The 20,565-nt window shown below is 73.4% G+C and carries 15 protein-coding genes; 7 read left to right on the forward strand and 8 right to left on the reverse strand.

All coding sequences use genetic code 11. The features are described from left to right. Window positions 1-874: 874 nt before the first annotated feature. Window positions 875-2,263: an MFS transporter gene (locus tag ACFYX4_RS34205; RefSeq protein WP_389341773.1), complete on the forward strand. Its 1,389-nt coding sequence runs from the start codon at window positions 875-877 to the stop codon at window positions 2,261-2,263. Window positions 2,264-2,413: 150 nt separating this feature from the next. Here the strand turns inward: ACFYX4_RS34205 and ACFYX4_RS34210 are convergent, their stop codons facing one another. The 4 genes from ACFYX4_RS34210 to lnt form a co-directional block, all read right to left on the reverse strand. Beyond that, the gene (locus tag ACFYX4_RS34210) at window positions 2,414-4,363 is read right to left on the reverse strand and encodes a helix-turn-helix domain-containing protein (protein ID WP_389341776.1); all 1,950 of its coding nucleotides are present in this window, start codon (window positions 4,361-4,363) and stop codon (window positions 2,414-2,416) included. Window positions 4,364-4,440: 77 nt separating this feature from the next. Next, the gene (locus ACFYX4_RS34215) at window positions 4,441-5,244 is read right to left on the reverse strand and encodes a 3-hydroxybutyrate dehydrogenase (protein ID WP_389341779.1); all 804 of its coding nucleotides are present in this window, start codon (window positions 5,242-5,244) and stop codon (window positions 4,441-4,443) included. Window positions 5,245-5,298: 54 nt separating this feature from the next. Continuing rightward, entirely contained in the window at window positions 5,299-5,778 is a 480-nt protein-coding gene (locus tag ACFYX4_RS34220; RefSeq protein ID WP_389341783.1) for an NUDIX domain-containing protein, read from the reverse strand. 67 nt (window positions 5,779-5,845) lie between these two features. Next, a complete protein-coding gene (gene lnt, locus ACFYX4_RS34225; protein WP_389341786.1) occupies window positions 5,846-7,453 on the reverse strand; it encodes an apolipoprotein N-acyltransferase in 1,608 nt (535 codons plus the stop codon). A 250-nt stretch (window positions 7,454-7,703) separates the two neighbouring features. On the opposite strand from lnt, the gene ACFYX4_RS34230 reads away from it, so the two are divergent. Continuing rightward, complete coding sequence (locus tag ACFYX4_RS34230) at window positions 7,704-8,792, forward strand: O-antigen ligase family protein (RefSeq protein WP_389341789.1); 1,089 nt, start codon at window positions 7,704-7,706, stop codon at window positions 8,790-8,792. Between the two features lie 179 nt (window positions 8,793-8,971). Here the strand turns inward: ACFYX4_RS34230 and ACFYX4_RS34235 are convergent, their stop codons facing one another. Both ACFYX4_RS34235 and ACFYX4_RS34240 read right to left on the reverse strand, forming a co-directional pair. Then, entirely contained in the window at window positions 8,972-9,517 is a 546-nt protein-coding gene (locus ACFYX4_RS34235) for a hypothetical protein (protein ID WP_389341792.1), read from the reverse strand. Window positions 9,518-9,614: 97 nt separating this feature from the next. After that, window positions 9,615-10,400, reverse strand: a complete 786-nt coding sequence (locus tag ACFYX4_RS34240; RefSeq protein WP_389341795.1) for a glutamate racemase — start codon at window positions 10,398-10,400, stop codon at window positions 9,615-9,617. A 39-nt stretch (window positions 10,401-10,439) separates the two neighbouring features. Between ACFYX4_RS34240 and ACFYX4_RS34245 the strand changes: the two genes are divergently transcribed. Continuing rightward, window positions 10,440-11,633, forward strand: a complete 1,194-nt coding sequence (locus ACFYX4_RS34245; RefSeq protein WP_389341798.1) for a glycosyltransferase — start codon at window positions 10,440-10,442, stop codon at window positions 11,631-11,633. Between the two features lie 18 nt (window positions 11,634-11,651). Here the strand turns inward: ACFYX4_RS34245 and ACFYX4_RS34250 are convergent, their stop codons facing one another. Continuing rightward, complete coding sequence (locus tag ACFYX4_RS34250) at window positions 11,652-12,986, reverse strand: TerD family protein (protein ID WP_389342097.1); 1,335 nt, start codon at window positions 12,984-12,986, stop codon at window positions 11,652-11,654. A gap of 301 nt (window positions 12,987-13,287) precedes the next feature. Here ACFYX4_RS34250 and ACFYX4_RS34255 point away from each other — a divergent pair, with 301 nt between their 5' ends. The 4 genes from ACFYX4_RS34255 (at window position 13,288) to ACFYX4_RS34270 (ending at window position 17,984) form a co-directional block, all read left to right on the forward strand. After that, the gene (locus ACFYX4_RS34255) at window positions 13,288-13,728 is read left to right on the forward strand and encodes a DUF6643 family protein (protein ID WP_389341801.1); all 441 of its coding nucleotides are present in this window, start codon (window positions 13,288-13,290) and stop codon (window positions 13,726-13,728) included. A gap of 41 nt (window positions 13,729-13,769) precedes the next feature. Continuing rightward, window positions 13,770-14,594, forward strand: coding sequence for an MOSC domain-containing protein (locus tag ACFYX4_RS34260; protein WP_389341804.1), 825 nt, complete (start codon window positions 13,770-13,772; stop codon window positions 14,592-14,594). 191 nt (window positions 14,595-14,785) lie between these two features. Beyond that, window positions 14,786-15,391, forward strand: coding sequence for a hypothetical protein (locus ACFYX4_RS34265; protein WP_389341807.1), 606 nt, complete (start codon window positions 14,786-14,788; stop codon window positions 15,389-15,391). A gap of 157 nt (window positions 15,392-15,548) precedes the next feature. Further along, on the forward strand, window positions 15,549-17,984 hold the full coding sequence (locus tag ACFYX4_RS34270) for a right-handed parallel beta-helix repeat-containing protein (RefSeq protein WP_389342100.1): 2,436 nt from the start codon (window positions 15,549-15,551) through the stop codon (window positions 17,982-17,984). Here the strand turns inward: ACFYX4_RS34270 and ACFYX4_RS34275 are convergent. Then, the gene (locus ACFYX4_RS34275; protein WP_389341810.1) at window positions 17,981-20,509 is read right to left on the reverse strand and encodes a hypothetical protein; all 2,529 of its coding nucleotides are present in this window, start codon (window positions 20,507-20,509) and stop codon (window positions 17,981-17,983) included. The two genes, ACFYX4_RS34270 and ACFYX4_RS34275, sit on opposite strands and share 4 nt — an antisense overlap. Between the last annotated feature and the right edge of the window lie 56 nt (window positions 20,510-20,565).

The following is a 20,565-nucleotide window of genomic DNA, read 5'->3' on the forward strand; positions in this document are numbered from 1 at the left end:
CTGGTAGGCACTGATCAACCCGCCGCCGCGACGCCTCGGCCAACCGAGCCCCCCACGGGACGAATTCTCAACGCGGTGTCGTCGCGGTCCTCCCAGGACAGTGCCACGGTTGTAGGGCCGGGCCGAACAAACCGCCACTGGCCTCCGCCAGCGCCGGATCCAGCCTTGGTGCAGCCCGGTCAGGACAGTCTTCTGCGGCCCGTCGTCGCCTCTCGAAGCAGTGCCGAGGCCGTCATCGTCGTACGAGCGCAACATGCGAGCACCGCTCATCACCACGAACACTTCTAACCAAGATCCGGACCATACCCGGACCAGCCTTCCGCAGCTGTGGCCATCGGAGCTGTTTTCGCTGGTCAAGCTACATCCGAGCCGTGTACCACCAGCAGACGAAGAATCTGCTGAGCGGGAGGGCCCCTCGCTCACGTGTCGCGAGCGATGAGAAGGCACACAGGCAGGTGCGCATCTTCACTGGCGGGTCGCTTTGAGTTCGGCGATGCAGGGTCACCACAGCGGCGGCGACCACCGACCGACGCACGCCCGATCTGCCCCATGAGCCGGATTCTGACGCAGCGTAGTCAGCACCAAGTCAGCACGGGTGGGGTGAGAACGGGTGATGACGTGGGCTTTTAGTCAGCACGAAGTCAGCACGGGAGTCAGCACCCGGCCATGAAATCATGCCGAACAGTGCAACTCGGACAGCGCCTTCGTGGGGTCGATGGCGGCCTTGGTAGCGGCTTTCGTGATGCCCTCATAGTGTCCGCACGCACCTCTGCGCGCAGAACTATGGTGTCCCACCACATGTGCCACTGACCTGCGGATTCCTACGGTGTGGCGACACGCAAACGTCCCCGCCGACCGTCAGGAAGTGGTGCCGATGTCCTCCCCCGCGACCGCTCCCCCATCCCCCGCCAGCCTCAAACGCATCGTCACCGCGAGCCTCATCGGGACCACCATCGAGTGGTACGACTTCTTTCTCTACGGGTCCGCCGCCGCTCTCGTGTTCAACAAGCTGTTCTTTCCGGACTCCGATCCGCTCGTCGGTACGCTGCTCTCCTTTCTGACGTACGCCGTCGGGTTCGCGGCGCGGCCGCTCGGGGCGTTGGTGTTCGGGCACTACGGGGACCGGCTCGGGCGCAAGAAGCTGCTGGTGCTGAGCCTGCTGCTGATGGGCGGGGCGACCTTCGCCATCGGGCTGCTGCCGACGCACGCGACCGTCGGGACCGCCGCGCCGGTGCTGCTGACCCTGCTGCGGCTGGTGCAGGGGTTCGCGCTCGGCGGTGAGTGGGGCGGGGCCGTGCTGCTGGTGTCGGAGCACGGGGACGCGCGGCGGCGCGGGTTCTGGGCCTCCTGGCCGCAGACCGGGGCGCCGGCGGGGCAGTTGCTCGCGACCGGCGTGCTGTCCCTGCTCACCGCCGTGCTGTCGGACGCCGCCTTCGTCAGCTGGGGCTGGCGGATCCCGTTCCTGCTCTCCGGTGTGCTGGTGATCGTCGGCTTGTGGATTCGTCTGTCTGTCGACGAATCGCCCGTCTTCCGGCAGGCGTTGGCGCAGGCCGAGGCCCGGAAGGCCACGCAGGAGGCCGACGCCGAGAAGCTGCCGCTGGTGTCGGTGCTGCGCCACCACTGGCGTGATGTGCTGGTGGCCATGGGGGCGCGCATGGCGGAGAACATCTCGTACTACGTCATCACCGCCTTCATCCTCGTCTACGCGACCACCTCGGCCGGCGTCTCCAAGCAGACCGCCCTCAACGCCGTGCTCATCGCCTCCGCCGTGCACTTCGCGGTGATCCCGGCCTGGGGCGCGCTGTCCGACCGGATCGGCAGGCGTCCCGTGTATCTGCTGGGCGCGGTGGGCGTCGGGCTGTGGATGTTCCCCTTCTTCTCGCTCATCGACACGGGCGGCTTCGGCAACCTCGTCCTCGCGGTCACCGTGGGCCTGGTGCTGCACGGGGCGATGTACGCGCCCCAGGCCGCCTTCTTCTCCGAGATGTTCGCGACCCGGATGCGCTACTCCGGCGCTTCCATCGGCGCCCAGTTCGCCTCGGTCGCCGCCGGCGCGCCGGCGCCGCTCATCGCCACCGCGCTGCTGGCCGACTACGACAGCTCCACCCCGATCGCCCTGTACGTGATCGCGGCGGTCCTGCTGACGGTGGTCGCCGTGGGCGCGGCCAAGGAGACCCGCCACCGCGACCTGTCCGACGTCGGCCCCTCCGACGGGGTCGGGGAGAGCGAGGCGGCCCGTACGGCGGACGTTCGCGTCGTCTGATCGGGGCGGGACGCCGGAGCGCCGGGGTGCCTGGGTGCCTGGTCGTGGGGGGCGTCAGATCGTCGGGGCGTCGGCTTCCTCGCCGTCGATGCAGTCGCCGCTGGTCCGGCCTCATCCGCCGAGCCCTGTACGCCCACCCGCGTACGGGGCTCAGCGGCGCGTTGGGGACGCCAACGTGTGGAGTCTGAGGGCCAGTTGTATCTCCAGGGTGCGGGCCGGGCTCTGCCAGTCGTCGCCCAGGAGGCGGCCGACGCGTTCGAGGCGCTGGGCCACCGTGTTGACGTGGACGTGAAGTTCGTCCTTGGTGCGGGCCGGGCTCATGCCGCAGGCGAAGTAGGCGTCGAGGGTGCGGACGAGGTCGGTGCCGCGCCGTTCGTCGTAGGCGACCACCTGGCCGATGGTGCGGTCGACGAAGCCCGTCACATCGCGGTCGCCGGCGAGCAGCAGGCCGAGGAAGCCGAAGTCCTCGGCGGCGGCCCCGTCTCCGGAGCGGCCCAGCAGATGGAGGGCCTCCAGGCAGCGGCGGCTCTCCGCGTAGCCGGCGACGACCGAGTCCGGGTGGGCCGTGAGGTCGCGGACGGGTGCGGAGGCGCCGACGGTGACCGCTTCATGGACGGCGGTGCCGAGGTGCCGGGCGGTGCGGCGGGCCAGGTCGGTGGCGGTGTCGCCGGGTTCCAGGGGCAGCAGCAGGACGGTGCCCCCGTCGCGGGCGGCGGCCAGGCCCTGACGTGTGGCGGCGAGGTGGGAGGCGGCCGACCACAGGCGGCGGCGGGCCTCCGCCTCCTCGTCGGCGTCGGCCGCCGCGGCGTCCAAGCGGGCGGCGAGGACGACATGACCGGCGTCGAGGTCGGCGTGCAGCCGGGCGGCGCGGTCGCGCAGCAGGCGGGGGTCGCGGTCGCGGGCGTCGAGGAGGTCGTCCAGCAGTTCGCCGCGGACGCGCTGTTCGGCCTCGGCGGCGGAGCGCCGGGCGAGCAGCAGCAGCGAGGTGACCATCGCGGCGCGCTCCAGGGTGCGCTGGTCGACGGGGTCGAGGCCGGGGTGTCCGCGCAGGACGAGCGCGCCGAGCAGTTCGCCGCCGGCGGCGACGGCCGCGATCCAGTCCTCCTCGTGCCGTACGGCGTGTCCTTCCGCGCGGGACGCCTCCACGGCCGTGGCGGGCGCGGTCTCGGTAAACTCGACCGCGCCGTCGAGGACTTGGGAGACCGCTGCGGCCACGTCGTGGACCCCGCCGCCGCGCAGGACGAGTTCGGCGAGCCGGTCGTGGACGTCCGAGGCGCGCTCGATGACCGCGCTGCGGTCCTGGATGATCTCGTTGGCCCGCTCCAGGCCGGCCAGGGCCGAGCGGGTCTCCGTGAGCAGGTTGGCGGTGTCGATGGCCGCCGCGGCGAGCGCGGCGAAGGAGCCGAGCAGGGCGATCTGTTCCCGTTCGAAGACCCGCGCGCGCCGGTCGGCGGCGAACAGCACCCCGATGACGTTCGCGCCCAGGGTCAGCGGCACGCCGAGGATGGCGACCAGGCCTTCGTCGCGTACGCCGGCGTCGATGCTCGTGGTGTGCCGGAAGCGTTCGTCGCGGAAGTAGTCGTCGGTGACGTAGGGGCGGGCGGTCTGGGCGACGAGGCCGCCGAGTCCCTCGCCCATGCCGAGGCGCAGTTGCTGGAAGCGGGCGGCGACCGAGCCCTCGGTGACCCGCATGTAGGTGTCGCCCCTGGCCGGGTCGTTCAGGCTGAGGTAGGCGACGTCCGTGCCCAGCAGTGAGCGGGCCCGCTGCACGATCGCCTGGAGGACGGCGTCGACGTCGCGCAGACCGGCCAGGTCGTGGGCGGTCTCGAACAGCGCAGACAACTCGGCCTCCCGTCGGCGGCGGCCCTCCAGCTCGGCGCGTACCCGCAGGGCGAGCGGCTTGGCGTGTTCGAGCGCCGCGATCCGCTCGGCCGGCCGTCCCTCGGCGCGCGCGAGGAGCACCGGCCGCTCGTAGGCCTCGGCGGCGGCGCCGCGGGCGAGCAGCTCGAGGAACGGCGCCTCGGCGCTCTCGGGAGCGCCGGGGGCCGGCTCGGCATCGGTGACGGAGCGCTCGATCGGCTCCACGTGATCGCGGGACATGTGCACAGGATTGCTCATCGGCGGGCCGGCCCGTCAGGCCTGTGGATAACTCGAGGTTCCGCTCGCGTCGGGCTCGCTCAGTGCGCGGTCCAGCCGCCGTCGAGGACGAGGGACGCGCCGGTCACGAAGGAGGCCTGCGGTCCGCACAGGTAGGCGACGGCCTCGGCGACCTCCTCCGGTTCGATGAGCCGTTTGACGGCGCTGTCCCGCAGGAGCACGTCGGCCAGCACGCGTTCCTCGGGCAGGCCGTGGGTGCGGGCCTGGTCGGCGAGCTGCTTCTCCACCAGCGGGGTGCGTACGTAGGCGGGGTTCACGCAGTTGGAGGTGACGCCGTGGGGCGCGCCTTCGAGGGCGGCGGTCTTGGACAGGCCCTCCAGCCCGTGCTTGGCGGCGACGTAGGCCGACTTGTAGGCGGAGGCCCGCAGTCCGTGGACGGAGGAGACGTTGACGATGCGCCCCCATCCCTGCCCGTACATGTGGGGCAGCGCGCCGCGGATGAGGCGGAACGGCGCTTCCAGCATGACCGTGAGGACGGTGTGGAAGACGTCGGGCGGGAACTCCTCCAGCGGGCGCACCAGTTGGAGTCCGGCGTTGTTGACCAGGACGTCTGTTCCGGCGGCGGCGGCGACTTCGGCGGCGTCGAGGTCGGTGAGGTCCAGAACGTGCGGATCGACGGCGCCGGGGAGGCCGAGGGCGCTCTCGGTGAGGGACTCCAGGCCGTCGGCGTCCCGGTCGACGGCCCGTACCTTGGCCCCGGCGGCGGCCAGCCGCAGGGCGCAGGCGCGGCCGATGCCGCTGGCGGCGCCGGTGACGAGGGCGGTGCGACCGCCGAGGTCGAGCGGGGTCGCGTGGGGGGCGGGTGGGGCGCTGCGAGCGGTCATGTCCCGACCTTAGGCAGCGCCCCTCCGTCGTCCCATGTGGTCAGCAGCCACACTTCACTCGAAGGGCATGGTGTCGAACCATGTAGGTGCGTCCGACATGGCCTGCTTGATCCGCAGCAGGGCGAACTGGTTCAGCTCCGGCAGGGCGTCCACCGCGAACCAGCCCACCTCCAGCGACTCGTCGTCGTTGACCCGGGCCTCGCCGCCCACCGCCCGGCAGCGGAACGTGATGTCCATGTACTGGCAGACGTCGCCGTTGGCGTACCTGACCGGCTCCAGCGCCTGGACGAGGACGACGCGTTCGACGACGCAGTCCACCGCGGTCTCCTCCTGGACCTCCCGCACGGCGCAGACCGCCGGCTGCTCCCCGGGGTCGGGGATGCCGCCGATCACCGACCACTTGAGGGTGTCGGAGCGGCGTCCGAGCAGCACACGGCCCTCGTCGTCGAAGACGATGGCGGTGACGCCGGGCAGCCACAGCAGTTGGTTCCCGGCGGACGCCCGGAGCGTACGGATGAAGTCAGGAGTAGCCATGGCCCGACCCTAACGGCCAGGTCCCGCCCCGCCGGACGGCTCCGGGGAGCGGGCGACCGGCGTACGGCTACACGCCACCGGCGCGCCGCCCGCGCACTCCCGCGGCGATCGCCCAGCCCAGGCCGCCCGCGGCGACGAGCACCAGGGCGATCTCCGGGAGGATGCCCAGCCGCGTCGCCGGCGTCTCCGAGGAGCGCAGCGGCACCTTCTGCACCAGGGAGTCGGGCACGAACATGCCGGTCTTCTGGGTGATCGTGCCGTCCGGCATGATGATCGCGCTGACGCCGCTGGTCACCGGCACGGTGACGGTACGGCTGTGCTCGACCGCGCGCACGCGCGACATGGCGAGCTGCTGGTAGGTCATCTCACTGCGGTCGAAGGTGGCGTTGTTGCTGGGGACCGAGATCAGCTGGGCGCCGTCGGCGACCTCGGAGCGCACGGCCCAGTCGAAGGCGGCCTCGTAGCAGGTGACCAGGCCCACCTTGGCCTCGCCCATGTCGAACACGCCCGGCTCGGTGCCCCGGCTGAAGTCCTGGCGGACCATCGAGGTCCAGTCGCTGTTGATCGCCCCGATGAGCGAGCGCAGCGGCAGGTACTCGCCGAACGGCTGGATCTGCCGCTTGTCGTACGTCTGGGTGGGGCCCTTCACCGGGTCCCAGAGGATCTGCTCGTTGTAGAGCTTGCCGTCGCGTTCGACGACCCCGCCGACCGAGATGGGCACGCCGATGGCGTCGGCCGCGCGCTCGATGACGGCGGCGGCGTCCGCGTTGGCGAAGGGGTCGATGTCGGAGGAGTTCTCGGGCCACAGCACGAAGTCAGGCTTCGGCGTCTTGCCGGCCTTGACCTCGGCGGCCAGCCGCTCCGTCTCGCGCGCGTGGTAGTCGAGGACGGCCCGGCGCTGGGCGTTGAACTCCAGGCCGAGGCGGGGGACGTTGCCCTGGATGAGCGCGACCGTGGCGGTACCGTCCTCCGCCTTGTCGCTGACCAGCGGGCGGGCGGCCACCGCCGCCATGACCGGCACCGCGAGGCTGAGCAGGGCCACGGCGGCCGCGGACCGCCGTACCTCACGGGTACGACGCCAGTCCAGGCCCACGCGGACCGCCTCGTAGAGGCCGAAGCCGCACAGGACGACGGCGAAGCCGAGCACGGGGGTGCCGCCGACCGCGGCGAGCGGGAGGAAGACGCCGTCCGCCTGACCGAACGCGATCTTGCCCCAGGGGAAGCCCCGGAAGGGCACACGCGCGCGTGCCGCCTCGCCGGCGATCCACAGGGCCGCCGCCCACACCGGCCAGGCGGGAAGCTTCGACACGGCCGCGATCCCGACGCCGACCAGGGCGACGAAGACCGCCTCGATGACCACCAGGGCGAGCCAGGGACCGGGGCCGACCTCGACGCCCGTCCACACCAGCAGCGGCAGCAGGAAGCCCAGGCCGAAGAGGTACCCGAGACCGAGGGCCGTCTTCCAGGCGCGTCCGCGCACCGCCCAGCCGAAGCCGGCGAAGGCCGGCAGGGCCAGCCACCACAGGGTGCGGGGCGGGAAGCTGACGTAGAGCAGGACGCCGGAGAGCGCCGCTACGAGGGCCGGGACGAGGCGCAGGAGCCGGGCGCGGAACGGCGACGCGGTCGCGGGCTCCACTTGGTCCGGTCGGCCTACGGAAGTTGCGGTGACGGTCACCCCGGGAGTGTACGGCGAGTGACCTTTTGGCCGACAGCACGGTCGTCTCGGCCGACGGCACGGTAAGTCCTTTTGGCCGACGGCCCGGCCCACGGCGTCCGGAGCCCCGGCCGCCCGCATCCCGCGCGACACATCCACAAACCGCCCATCAGCCGTTACGGTGTGCCAAAGCTCCCGTCGCGCGGGGCGGCCGGGGTGCGACACGGTCGGGGGGCGACCGGGTTCGGGGGGACGGGTGGGGTCCACGGGGATGACGTCCGCGACCGCTCAGGAGGCGGACGGGGAGAGACGAATCGTTTCTGACACGGCGGGCGTGGCCGTGCTAGGGGCCTGCGCGAGCTGGTCCGTGGTGACCGCCGCCGCGCACGGCGGCCGGCCGGAGGGCGTTCTGCTCGCGGTGCTGGCCGTGGCCGCCGGGTACGCGGCGGGACGGGTCCTCGGGGTGCTGGCGCCCGTCGCCGCGCCCGTCGCGGGCGCGCTGGCCGGGGTGGCCCTGACGGCGGCCGCGCCCCGGCTCGCTTCCGGACCCGAGATCGCCGAGCCGCTGGGGCACGCGGGCGCGACCACGGCGGTGCTGACGCTGTCGGCGGGCGCCGCGTCCTGCGCCGCCTGGGCGACCTCCGCGCCCTCCCTGCGGTTCGCCCTGAGCGTGCTGGCCGGGGGCATCGCGGTGACCGGGGCGGTCGTCGGCTCGACCACGGCGACCGTCACCTGCACCGCCGTGCTGCTGTGCTCCCTGGCCGCCGGCCGGATGCGCCACCGGGGGCGCGGCCTGGCGGGACTGGCCCTCGCGGCCGTCGGGGTGACGGGCCTGACCTGGGCGGTCGCCGGGAACGCGCTGCCCGGCGGACTCGCCGAGTCACTGGAGGACCAACTGACGCCGCACCGGGTCGGCCTGTGGCGTGACGCGCTGCGCCTCGCGCGTGACGACGCGGGGCTGGGCGTGGGCCCCGGCCGGTTCGGCGAGCTGAGCGCCACGGCCGCCCGGTCGCCCCTGTCCGACGGCAAGCCGCACTCTGCGCCGTTGCAGATGGCCGCGGAACAGGGCGTCGTCGGGGTGCTGCTGCTGGCGGCGGTCTTCTGCTGGGTGCTGCTCGCCCTGTGGCGCGCGCCGCGGCCGACGCCGGTCGTGCTCACCGCGGGGGCCGCGCTCACGGCCCTGGCGGCCGTCGCCGCGGTCGGCAACGCGCTGAGTTTCACCACGGTGTCCGTCGGGGCCGGGCTGCTGGCCGGGCTGGCGACGGCCCGCCCGCTCGCCGTCGAACCGACGCCGGCGGCCACGGCGAAGAACGCGCCGGAGAGGGAGCCGCGCCCTCGCGACGACCGCCGGGCCACATGACGCACGCGCCGCCTCACGTACGCGGCCCATGACGTGCGCGCTACCTCACGTACGCGCCCCCATGACGTGCGCGCCGCCCGAAGACCGCCCCACCTGAAGACACCCCCCGACCTCAGCGGGCCGGCCCCCGCGCGCCCGGCCGCACCTCAGCGCCCCGGGCCCGCGCGCCCAACCGCACCTCAGCGCGCCGGCCCCGGCGTCCCCTGCCGCAACCGTGCTCTGATCGCCTGGACGGCGGACTCGGCGTCGTCCACGGTGATGGTGAACGTGTGGCCGTCCCACAGCCGCAGCACCACGCCCTCACCTTGCCGCACGACGACGGCGGTGCCCTTCTCCGGACGCCAGCGGTAGCCCCAGCCGCCCCAGTGGCGCGGGGTGACGTGCGGCTCGAACTCGGCTCCGGCGACATGGGACAGCGGGATGCGGCGGCGCGGCAGCCCGATGTGGCCGCAGCGCACTTCCAGGGACTCCTTGTCGAGCTTCAGGTCGACGTGGACGAAGGCCAGGGTCCCGAAGAGGACCATGAGTCCGGCGGCGATGCAGCCGACGACGGACATGACGAGCGGCGCGGCGCCGGACGTCCAGGCGGAGTCGATCGCCAGTTCGATGCCGAGCGCCATGCAGGCGGCCCCGATGAGCGCGAGCAGCCACTGGAACCGGTTGGTGGCGCGCCCGTGCCAGACGGGAGCATGCGGGGCGCTGTCGTCGCGGGGGTGGTCCCTCATGTTTATGAGACTACTCAGATTCCGCTCCGCCGGTACCGCGTAGCGCAGGGTGACCGCAACGGCCGATCAGGCACGGCCGCTGACCGGCCGCGGCCGGTCAGCGCACCGGGCTGGCCTCCTGAAGGAGCCGGCCTTCCGCATAGGCGAGCGCGGGCGCCGGAAGAGCCCCCTCCCGGCCGCTGAGCAGGACCGTCACCGTGCCGACGGTCTCGGTCTCCGCCTGGAGGCGGGCGCCGATGCGGCGCAGGGCCTGCGCCGCCACCGCGCCGGCCGAGCCGTGCAGCACGAGCGGGGGGCGGCCGGGGCGCTGTACGGCGGCGCGGATGCGTTCGTCCACGAGTTCGTAGTGGGTGCAGCCCAGGACGACGGTGGTGACGTCCTCCGGGGTGAGCGCGGCCGCCGCGGCGACGGCTGCGTCGATCGCCGCCTCGTCCGCGCGCTCGACGGCCTCGGCCAGGCCCCAGCAGGGCACCTCGGCGACGGGGACGCCGTCGGCGAAGTCCCGGATGAGGTTGCGCTGATAGGGGCTGCCGGTGGTGGCGGGCGTGGCCCAGATCGCGACGGGGCCGCCGCCGGCCGCGGCCGGCTTGATCGCGGGGACGGTGCCGATCACCGGGATGTCCGGTTCGAGCAGGGCCCGCAGGGTGGGCAGGGCGTGCACGGTCGCCGTGTTGCAGCCGACGATGAGTGCTTCCGGCCGACGGGCCGCGGCGGCTTCGGCGACGGCCACCGCGCGCGCGGTGAGGTCGTCGGGGGTGCGCGGCCCCCAGGGCATGCCGTCGGGGTCCAGGGAGAGCACGAGATCGGCGTCGGGTCGCAGGCGCCGTACCGCGGCGGTGGCCGCCAGCAGCCCGATTCCGGAGTCCATGAGCGCGATCTTCACCCGGCCACCATAGACGATGTGCTCTCGCGGCCAGTTCCCGTGGGGCAGACTGCGGCCGTGAGCGCCATCGTGTGGATCGCCGCCCTCTCCCTCCTCGCCTGGCTGTGGCTGCTCTTCTGCCAGGGCTTCTTCTGGCGCACGGACGTCCGGCTGCCCCCGCGCGCGACGCCCGCGGAATGGCCGAGTGTGGGCGTCGTCGTCCCCGCGCGCGACGAGGCGGAGGTGCTGCCGGCGAGCCTGCCGTCGCTGCTGTCGCAGGACTATCCGGGGCGCGCGGAGGTCTTCCTGGTCGACGACGGCAGCCGCGACGGCACCGGGGACCTGGCGCGTGAGCTCGCGCGGCGGCACGGCGGGTTGCCTCTGACGGTGGACTCGCCGGGTGAGCCGCCGGCCGGCTGGACCGGCAAGCTGTGGGCGGTGCGGCACGGCATCGGCCTCGCACGCGCGCGTGACCCCGAGTACCTCCTGCTGACGGACGCCGACATCGCGCACGCGCCCGACAGCCTGCGGGAGTCGGTCGCGGCGGCACGCGCGGGCGACTTCGACATGGTCTCGCAGATGGCGCGGCTGCGGGTGGAGACCCCGTGGGAGCGGCTGGTCGTGCCGGCCTTCGTCTACTTCTTCGCCCAGCTCTACCCTTTCCGCCGGGTCGGCCGGCGCGGGGCGCGGACGGCTGCCGCGGCGGGCGGCTGTGTGCTGCTGCGCACCCGGGCCGCCGAGCGGGCCCGGATCCCGGACGCCGTCCGGCACGCGGTCATCGACGACGTGGCGCTCGCACGGGCGGTGAAGGGGACGGGCGGGCACATCTGGCTGGGGCTGGCCGACAAGGTGGACAGCGTGCGGCCGTACCCGAAGTTGCGCGACCTGTGGCGGATGGTGTCGCGCAGCGCCTACGCGCAACTGCGGCACCATCCGCTCCTGCTGGTCGGGACCGTGCTCGGCCTGGTCCTGGTGTACCTGGTGCCGCCGCTCGCCCTCCTGGCCGGGCTCGTGCTCGGCAGCGGGGCCGCGGCGGCGTTCGGCGGGCCGGCGTGGCTGGTGATGACGGGGACGTACATGCCGATGCTCCGCTACTACCGCCAGCCGCTGTGGCTCGCTCCCCTGCTGCCGTTCACCGCGTTCCTGTATCTGCTGATGACGGTGGATTCCGCGGTGCAGCACCACCGGGGGCGCGGTGCGGCCTGGAAGGGCCGCACCTACGCACGCCCGGAGCCGCTGCCCGACGAGGGCTGAGCGGCGCCCTGAAGGGGGCTACTTGCGGCCGGGCGTCCAGTTCATGCCCCACCCGTAGGCGTAGTCGACGGTGCGCTGCGGGCTGACCCCGCGTTCGGGCACCAGGTAGCGGGCCTCGCGCTGGACGACGAGGTCGCCGCCGGTGTTGGTGATGAGGGCGAGCGCGCACACGGTGGAGGGGACCGTGCACTCGTCCAGGGAGAAGTCGATCGGGGCGCCGTGCTGCGGGTGGAGCGTGACGGTGGCGTGCAGGTCGGCGAAGGAGCGGGCGCCCTCGTAAATGGTGACGAAGACGAGGATGCGCCGGAAGTCGAGGCGGTGGTCGAGGTTGATGGTGAGGTTCTCGCCGCTCGCCAGGGCGCCGGTGCGGTCGTCGCCGTCGAGGTGGATGTAGGGCGGCTGGTGCAGGGCGCCGAAGGCGTTGCCGAGCGACTGGACGACGCCCTTGCGGCCGTCGGCGAGTTCGAACAGGGCGCACAGGTCGAGGTCGAGGTCGTTGTGCAGCGCGACCGCGCGTCCGCGTTTGCTGCCCCAGCCCGAGAACTGCTTGCGCACCTCCCAGTTGAGGTTCACGCGCATCGCGCCCGAGGTGCCGCCCTGTTTGGTCAGCGACACCGAGGGGGCGGCCTTGGTGAGCGTCACCTTGGTCAGCCGGACCGGCGCGGCGGCGGGCGGCGCGGGCGGAGGCGGAGGCGGGGCGTGGTGGACGGGCGGGAGCACGGTGGCGGGGACGGAGGGCATCGTGGGCGGAGGCGGCGGTGTCGGGGCCGCGTAGGGCGTCGGCGGCGCGGCGGGGTGGACGGGCTGGGGGGCCGTAGGCGCGGCCGTGTGCTGCGGTTCGTCCACGGTGATGCCGAAGTCGGAGGCCAGGCCCTCCAGTCCGCTGCCGTAGCCCTGTCCGACGGCCCGGAACTTCCAGGCGCCCTGGCGGCGGTAGAACTCCCCCAGCACGAACGCCGTCTCGACGGTCGCGCCGGTGCTGTCGAAGTGGGCGACGACGGTCTGCCCGGCGGCGTCGCGCACTTCGACGTAGAGGTCGGGCACCTGCCCGAACGCGCCGCCGTCCGTCGAGGCGGCCAGGACGACGGTCTCGATCGCGGGCTCCACGCGCGCGAGGTCGACGACGAGCGTGTCGGTCACCCGGCCGCCGGCGTCGCGCTTGCCCTCGTGGCGGACCGCGCCGGAGGAGTGCGCCGGCTGGTTGTAGAACACGAAGTCGCTGTCGGAGCGGACCTTCCCGCCGAGCAGCAGCAGCGCCGAGGCGTCGGCGTCGGGCACGCCGGGCCCGGAGCGCCAGCCCACCTCGACTCTCAGTGCCGCTGTCGGCACGGGAGTGTTCGAACCCTTCGACATGGACATGTCCGCCCCCATCACCTGTGACCACGCCGGTCGGCGCGCCGCTCGGGCGCCCCTCGGCTTGCTTGCCGGGTCAACTTATTCGTCCCGACAGTGAACTCCCATACACGGCACGTGAACAGACCCGTCCGACCTCCGGTAACCCCCCGGAACTCGGCCTTTACACGATTCAGACGGCGACTGCCGCCCTTTTTCGCCAACTTCGCTCGCATTGGGGATCCAGAGTCATGCCCGACACGGAAAACAACCCTCTTATCGGTCTCCCCAACCAGCACATCGTGGGCTTAACTTATGTGCCATGACCTCCCCCCGCTCCACCTATGGCGGCGGCTACTACAGCGCCTCCTTCCCGGACACTCCGATCTACGACTCGCTCGTGGCCGAGCGGGGGACCCCGCAGATCGCCCCGATCCGGGTCCCCGCCGCGTACGACACGAGCAGCAGCGGCCTGCCCGCGCTGCCGTCGGCGCTGCCCGCCCTCCCGGCCGCCCCGTCCCAGCCCGCCTACGGTTACCCGCAGGCGCAGCAGCCCGCCCCGCTGCAACAGGCGCCCGCGGCCTACATCCCGCCGCAGGCCTCCGCCCCGCGCGGCTACCCCGGCCCCCAGGCGCAGCAGCAGCCGCGCCCCGCCGGTCCCGGCACGGGCTACGAGGCGATGCGCCCCGCCGCTCCCCGGCCCGCGGCGCCGCAGTACCAGGACCCGTACAACAACCAGCAGCAGCAGTACCGCGGCTACTGAGCCGACCCGCGGTCGTCCACGCCTCCTGGCAGGATGAGCCCATGGGGTATGCGCGACTGCTGTCGATCCACGTCCATCCGGTCAAGGCGTTCCGGGGCCTGTCGCCCCGGGAGGCTGCCGTGGAGCCCTGGGGGCTGGCCGGAGACCGACGCTGGGCGCTGATCGACGACGGGGGAAAGGTCGTCACGCAACGCCAGCAGCCGCGCCTCGCGCAGGCCGTCGCCGAGTTCACGCCCGGCGGCGGCCTCCGTCTGTCCGCGCCCGGTCTGGAGCCGCTCACCGTCGCCGTGCCCGAGCCGGTGGAGACGGTCCCGCTGGAGATCTTCCGCGACAAGGTGGAGGGCGTCCCCGCCGCCGCGGCCGCCCACGCCTGGTGCAGCGCGTATCTCGGCTTCGACGTGCGCCTGGTGCACATGGACGATCCCGCGACACGCCGCGCGGTGGACCCGGAGTACGCGCTGCCCGGCGAGACCGTCACCTTCGCCGACGGCTATCCGCTGCTGGTCGCCGCCAGTTCGTCGCTCGACGCCCTCAACGCCCTGATCGCGCGGGGCGAGCACGCGGCCGAGGGCCCGCTGCCCATGAACCGCTTCCGGCCCAACATGGTCGTGGAGGGCACCGACCCGTGGGCCGAGGACGGCTGGTCGAGGATCACCGTCGGCGAGGTCGGGTTCCGCGTCGCCAAGAAGTGCGGCCGGTGCGTGGTGACCACGACCGACCAGAGCACCTCGCAGCGCGGCAAGGAGCCCCTGTACAGCCTGGGCCGGCACCGCCGCATCGACGGCAAGCTGGTGTTCGGGCAGAACCTGGTGCCGCTGTCCGGCGGCACGATCCGGGTCGGGGACCCGGTGCGGATCGTCGGCTAGCGCCGAAGACGATCGGGGGGAACCTCCGCGCACCCCCGGGCCGTTGTGTCCGTGTGAGCAGTTCATGAGACGTCCCGGCAGCAGTTCATGAGAGGCCCCGGTTCCGGGTGATTTCGCTCTCTCTTGGACCCGAACCGCACGTGAACGGCTCCACGGGGAGTTATCACGGAGCGGGAAGGGGGTGCGGGACGGTGCGAGCGATCGGTGGAATCTGGCGCTGGCGGCACAATCCGCTGCGGCGTACGACGGATCTGGTCGAGGCATGGGTCGCCCTGTCGGCGCTGCTCCTGGTCCTCCTGGTCGCGCCCGTCGTGGGCGCGGTCGTCGGCGCCGTCGCCCAAGGCGCGTTGCAGCAGGCGGTCCGCGACCAGCGCGAGTCCCGGCACCAGGTCACGGCCACCGTGGTGCGCGGGCTGGGCGGTTCGCCGTTGGAGGCAGACCCGGAGACCACCACCGGACGCGACACGCGCACGCGGGTGCTCGCCGACTGGACCGCCCCCGACGGCGCGGCCGGGCACGGCGCGGTCCTGTCGGGCCTTCAGGACCCGCACCGCGGCGACCGGTTCGCGATATGGACGGACGCGCACGGCAGGCCGGTGGCCCGCCCGCTGGACGCCGCCACGGCGACGACACACGCGGTGCTCGCGGGAATCGGCGCGGCCTTCCTCGCCGCCGGGCTCGTCGAGAGCAGCCGAAGAGTGATCGTCTGGCGCATGGTGCGCCGCAGGTACGCGCGTTGGGACCAGGCATGGGAGCGCGCGGGCCCGGACTGGGGCCGTACCGGCGCCGGCAGCTGACGGCCTTCCGTCACTTGTCAACCGAGCGCCCCCGCGCACGCTACGGTGGACCGGCCGAGACACTCGGCACCAACCCGCGCGCGAGGGAGCCGGAGGGGCATGCCGCCCCGACGGCGAACGAGCCATGACTACCACGAGGTGGGGGCACAGCAACGCCATGGCACAGGGCACGGTCCAGGTGACGCACACCGGCACATCGAGGTGGCGGCGGCGCACGGGTGAGTACGCGTCGCTCGCCGCCGCCCTGGAGGCCGCGGCCGAAGGCGACGTGCTCACCATCGCTCCCGGCACCTACCGGGAGAACCTCGTCGTCCAGCGGGCGGTGACCCTGCGCGGCCCCGAGGGCTCCTCCGGCTCCGTGCGGATCGCGCCCCTGGACGGGGTGCCGTTGACCGTGCGGGCCTCGGCGGTGGTGCAGGACCTGCACGTGGAGGGCCAGGACGCGGCCGCGCCCGCCGTGCTCGTCGAGGAGGGCACGCCCGAGCTGCTGGACCTGCGGATCGTCACCCGGTCCGCGGCCGGCATCGAGGTGTGCGGCGGCGCGCGTCCCACGGTCCGGCGGTGCACCGTCGACAACCCCGCGGGCGTCGGCATCGCCGTGGTCGACGGCGGCGGCGGGGTGTTCGAGGAGTGCGAGGTCGTGTCGGCCGGGCAGGCGGGCGTCGCGGTGCGCGGCGGGGCCCACCCACGTCTGGAGCGCTGCCGGGTGCACCACACCTCCGGCTCCGGGCTGAGCGCCACCGGCGACAACTCCGCGCTGGAGGCGGTCGGCTGCGAGGTGTACGAGGTCCGGGGCAGCGGCGTGCAGATCACCGCCCGCGCCACCGCGCACCTCACCGACTGCGACGTCCACCGCACGACGGGCGACGGCGTCACGCTCGACATGGACGCCGTGGTCACCCTGGCCGACTGCCGGATCCACGACATCCCCGAGAACGCGGTCGACCTGCGCTCGCGGTCCGTCCTGACGCTGACGCGGACGACGGTGCGTCAGTTCGGGCGCAACGGGCTGTCGGTGTGGGACCCGGGCACGCGGGTGGACGCCAACCAGTGCGAGATCTTCGACAGCACCGGCGACTATCCGGCCGTCTGGGTGAGCGACGGCGCCACCGTGGTGCTGGACTCCTGCCGGGTGCACGACGTGCCGGACGCGCTGTTCGTCCTCGACCGCGGTTCGCGCGCGGACGTCGTCGACACCGATCTGACGCAGGTGCGCAACACGGCGGTGTCGGTGAGCGACGGCGCCACCGCCCAGCTCGACGACTGCCGGATCCGGGACGCGGCGACCGGCGCCTGGTTCCGCGACCACGGCAGCGGCGGCACCCTCAACGGCTGCACGATCGACGCCACCCAGACCGGCGTCATCGTCACCAAGGGCGCCGATCCCGTCGTCGAGCGCTGCACGGTCGACTCGCCCTCGGAGGCCGGGTTCTATGTGTCGGCCGGGGGTCGCGGAAGCTTCCTGAACTGCCGCGTCACCAACAGCGGCGGCTACGGCTTCCACGTGATAGACGGTTGCCGTACGACCCTGCGCAAGTGCCGCACCGAGCGCTGCGCGCGCGGGGGTTACGAGTTCGCGGACGGCGCCGACGCCACGCCCGGTACGGGGCCCGTGGCCGAGGACTGCACGAGCGACGAGAGCGCGAGCCGGGGGACGCCGCCGGCGGCGCGTGAGACGGCCGTCCAGACGGCCGACCGCTCCCCCGGGCTGCTCGGCGCGATGCCCGAGCAGCGCGCCGCAGAGCCGGAGACGCCGGCCGCTTTCGAGACGGAGCATCCCGTGCGGACCTCCAAGGACGTGCTCGGCGAACTCGACGCGCTGGTGGGCCTGGAGAGCGTCAAGCGCGAGGTGCGGGCGCTGATCGACATGATCGAGGTCGGCCGGCGGCGGCAGCGGGCGGGGCTCAAGGCGGCCTCCGTCAAGCGGCATCTCGTCTTCACGGGCTCCCCCGGCACCGGCAAGACCACGGTCGCCCGCCTCTACGGCGAGATCCTCGCCGCGCTGGACGTCCTGGAGAAGGGCCATCTCGTCGAGGTGTCCCGTGTCGACCTGGTCGGCGAGCACATCGGCTCCACCGCGATCCGCACCCAGGAGGCCTTCGAACGGGCCCGTGGCGGGGTGCTGTTCATCGACGAGGCGTACGCGCTCTCCCCCGAGGACGCCGGGCGCGACTTCGGCAAGGAGGCCATCGACACGCTGGTGAAGCTGATGGAGGACCACCGGGACGCCGTGGTGGTGATCGTCGCCGGGTACACGGCCGAGATGGAGCGCTTCCTGTCGGTCAACCCCGGTGTGGCGTCGCGTTTCTCGCGAACCATCACCTTCGGGGACTACGGCCCCGAGGAGCTGTTGCGGATCGTGGAGCAGCAGGCCGAGGAGCACGAGTACCGGCTCGCGCCGGGCGCCGCCGAGGGGCTGCTGACGTACTTCACGACGATGCCGAAGGGCCCCGCGTTCGGCAACGGCCGCACGGCGCGCCAGACGTTCGAGGCGATGGTGGAGCGGCACGCGAGCCGGGTCGCGCAGGTGCCGGACCCGAGCACGGACGATCTGACACTGCTGTACGCGGAGGACCTCCCGGAGGCCCGCTAGGTCACACCGTTCCGTTCGGCCTCGTTCTCTCCGTTCCCCTCCTGCGCCGCCCCCTCAGTCCTCTCCTGCGTCGACGGCTCCGTCCCTTCCGTCCTCTCCAGCACGATGACGACGGGGACTTGAGGCTGCTCCGTTCGTGCCCGCTGGGTCGGCAGCTCCGGGTGGAGGCGGGCCAGCAGGCGTTCGCGTTCCACCGCGAACGCCGGGTCCGCCTGGTAGTCGGAGTGGCCGAGGATGGGGGCGGGCAGGGGGTGCTCCTCGGTGCGACCGTAGGCGAGGGGGTCGGCCAGGGGCGGGTGGTCCACCTCGGGGCCGCAGTCGTCGCCGGACAGCCGTACGGGGCCGCCGATGGGGTCGGTGAGCCGGTAGAGGTTGCGCCAGCAGTCGATGTCCTGGTGCAGGGCGTTCAGCGCGGCCGGGCCGAAGTGGGCCGGGAACCAGCGGCCGTAGAGGCGCTCGATCGGGGAACCGTAGGTGAGCAGCGCGACGCGTTTGCGGTCGGCGGGTTGCAGTTGCCAGGCCGCGGCGGCGGCGAGGACGCTGCCCTGGGAGTGTCCCGAGATGACCAGCCGCCCGCCGGTGGCGCGGGTCCAGGTGGCCATGCGCCAGGTCAGGTCGGGGACGGCGCGCTCGGCGTAGCAGGGCGGGGCGAAGGGGTGGGCGGCACGCGGCCAGAAGGTGCCGACGTCCCAGAGGATGCCGATGGTGCGGCGCGCGGAGGCGTCCTTGTAGGCGCGTCTGCCCCAGGTGACGAAGAGGAGGAAGCCGAGCCCTATCAGCCAGGAGCCGAGCGCCTGTCCGGTCTGGGCGGCACCCTGGACGAAGGGGTGGGCGGACTCGGCGGCCCGGTGCGGGGTCCTGCCGGTGGCGAAGGCCCCGACGAGGGCCCCGGCGCCGAGCAGCAGCGTGGTGACGGAGGTGACCGCGACGAGGAGCGGGCCGCGGTCGGTGAGCGTGGCCATGGCCCGCGCGCGGGCGATGCGCCGGGTGCGGGCGGGGTCTCCGGGGTCGGCGTCGTAGGCGCGGGCCACCGCGGCGCGTTCGGCGCGGGTCAGCAGCCAGGCTCCGCGGCCGAGCAGCGCGCCCAGCACGAGCAGCACGACGATCAGCGCGGGGATGACGGAGGCCTGCCAGGTCAGCAGGACGGGCGGGCCGACCAGGAAGGTCCCGGTGCCGTCGAGCCAGTCCGAGACGCGCTGGGCGACCCCGCCGGACATCACGCCGCCGAGCGCGCAGGCCAGCATGGTGACGGCGGGTCCGCCGAGGCCCCGCAGCGCGGTGCGTCCTCCGGGGTCGCGGGCGGAGCCGCGGTGCAGCACGGCGGCGACCACGGCGAGGGCGATCACCAGGGCGCCCTGGGCTATGGCGATCCCGCCGAAGGTCAGATCGCCCGGCAGCCGGCCGGACGACGTCCAGCCGGAACGCTCCCAGCCGGCGTAGAAGAGGGTGAGGACGAGGAGCGCGAGGGCGGCCAGCGGCAGACGTCGTACGAGCTGGGCGTCGAGTTCGCGGTCGAGGCGGTGTTCGCTGCGGCCGCGCCGGCACACCACCCAGACCGTGGCGAGGGCGCCGGCGGCCAGGGCCGCTTCGAGGATCCGGCCGAGGACGTCGAGGAGGGCGGGGCCGCCCGCTCGGGCGTCGTACCGGGCGGCGGCCGTGCCGACGGCGGTGGCCACGGTGAGCAGGCCCGCCGCGGTGTGCGCCGCGCGCAGCCGGGCGACGAGGCGGCGGCCGTACCAGAAGCCGGGGCGGCCGAGGGCGGTGTGGCCGAGCACGTCCTCGGGTTCGGGCCGGGCGTTCAGCGGTTCCTGTGACTCGTAGGCACGCCAGGTGCGGTGGGAGAGGTACCACAGGAGTCCGGTGAGGGCGGCCGGGACCAGGGCGGCGAGGGCGAGGCGGCGGCCGGGCTGGGTCCACCAGCCGCCGTCCCGGACCGTCGGCGACAGGAAGCTCAGCCAGGTGTGCCGCTCGGCGCACGCGGTGGTGCCCGCGCACTGCCAGGCCGTCAGGTCGAGGGCGACCTCGCAGGCGGCGGCGACCAGCAGCACCGTCAGGCTGAGGCCGGCGAGCCGCACCAGCAGTCCGTAGCAGCGGACGGCACGCGTGCGGTCCCGTGCGGCGGGGCGCATCCAGTGGGCGAGGTTGACGACCATGAACGGCAGCAGCAGGAGCCACAGGGCGCGGGTGCCGTTGCCGGAGGTGAGGTTGCACCAGACGTAGGCCTCGGGGACCGGGCGGTCCCGGGGTCCTGCGGTGGCGGCGTGACCAATGTGACCCGCGCGACCCGCGTGATCAGCGTGATCCGTGTGACCGGCGTGGCTGTCGTGGCCCGGGCGGTCGAGGCGGTCGGCGTCGACGTCCTCGGCGCGCCGGAACACGGCGGCCGTCTCGTCGCCGGTGATCCGCACCGTGCGCGGATCGTTCAGCATCTTCTCGGGCGTGGCCCCGCCCACGCCGTGGACCAGGAGTTCGAGGGCGGCCGTGGCCTCCCCACCGGTCGGGGCTCTGTCCTGCGCACGTTCCACCGTTCTGGCACTTCCCCCGTGACGCGCTGTCGACATGTGTGCGTGCGGGGCCAGGA

The organism is Streptomyces sp. NPDC002328, from assembly GCF_042890065.1.
Lineage (GTDB): Bacteria > Actinomycetota > Actinomycetes > Streptomycetales > Streptomycetaceae > Streptomyces.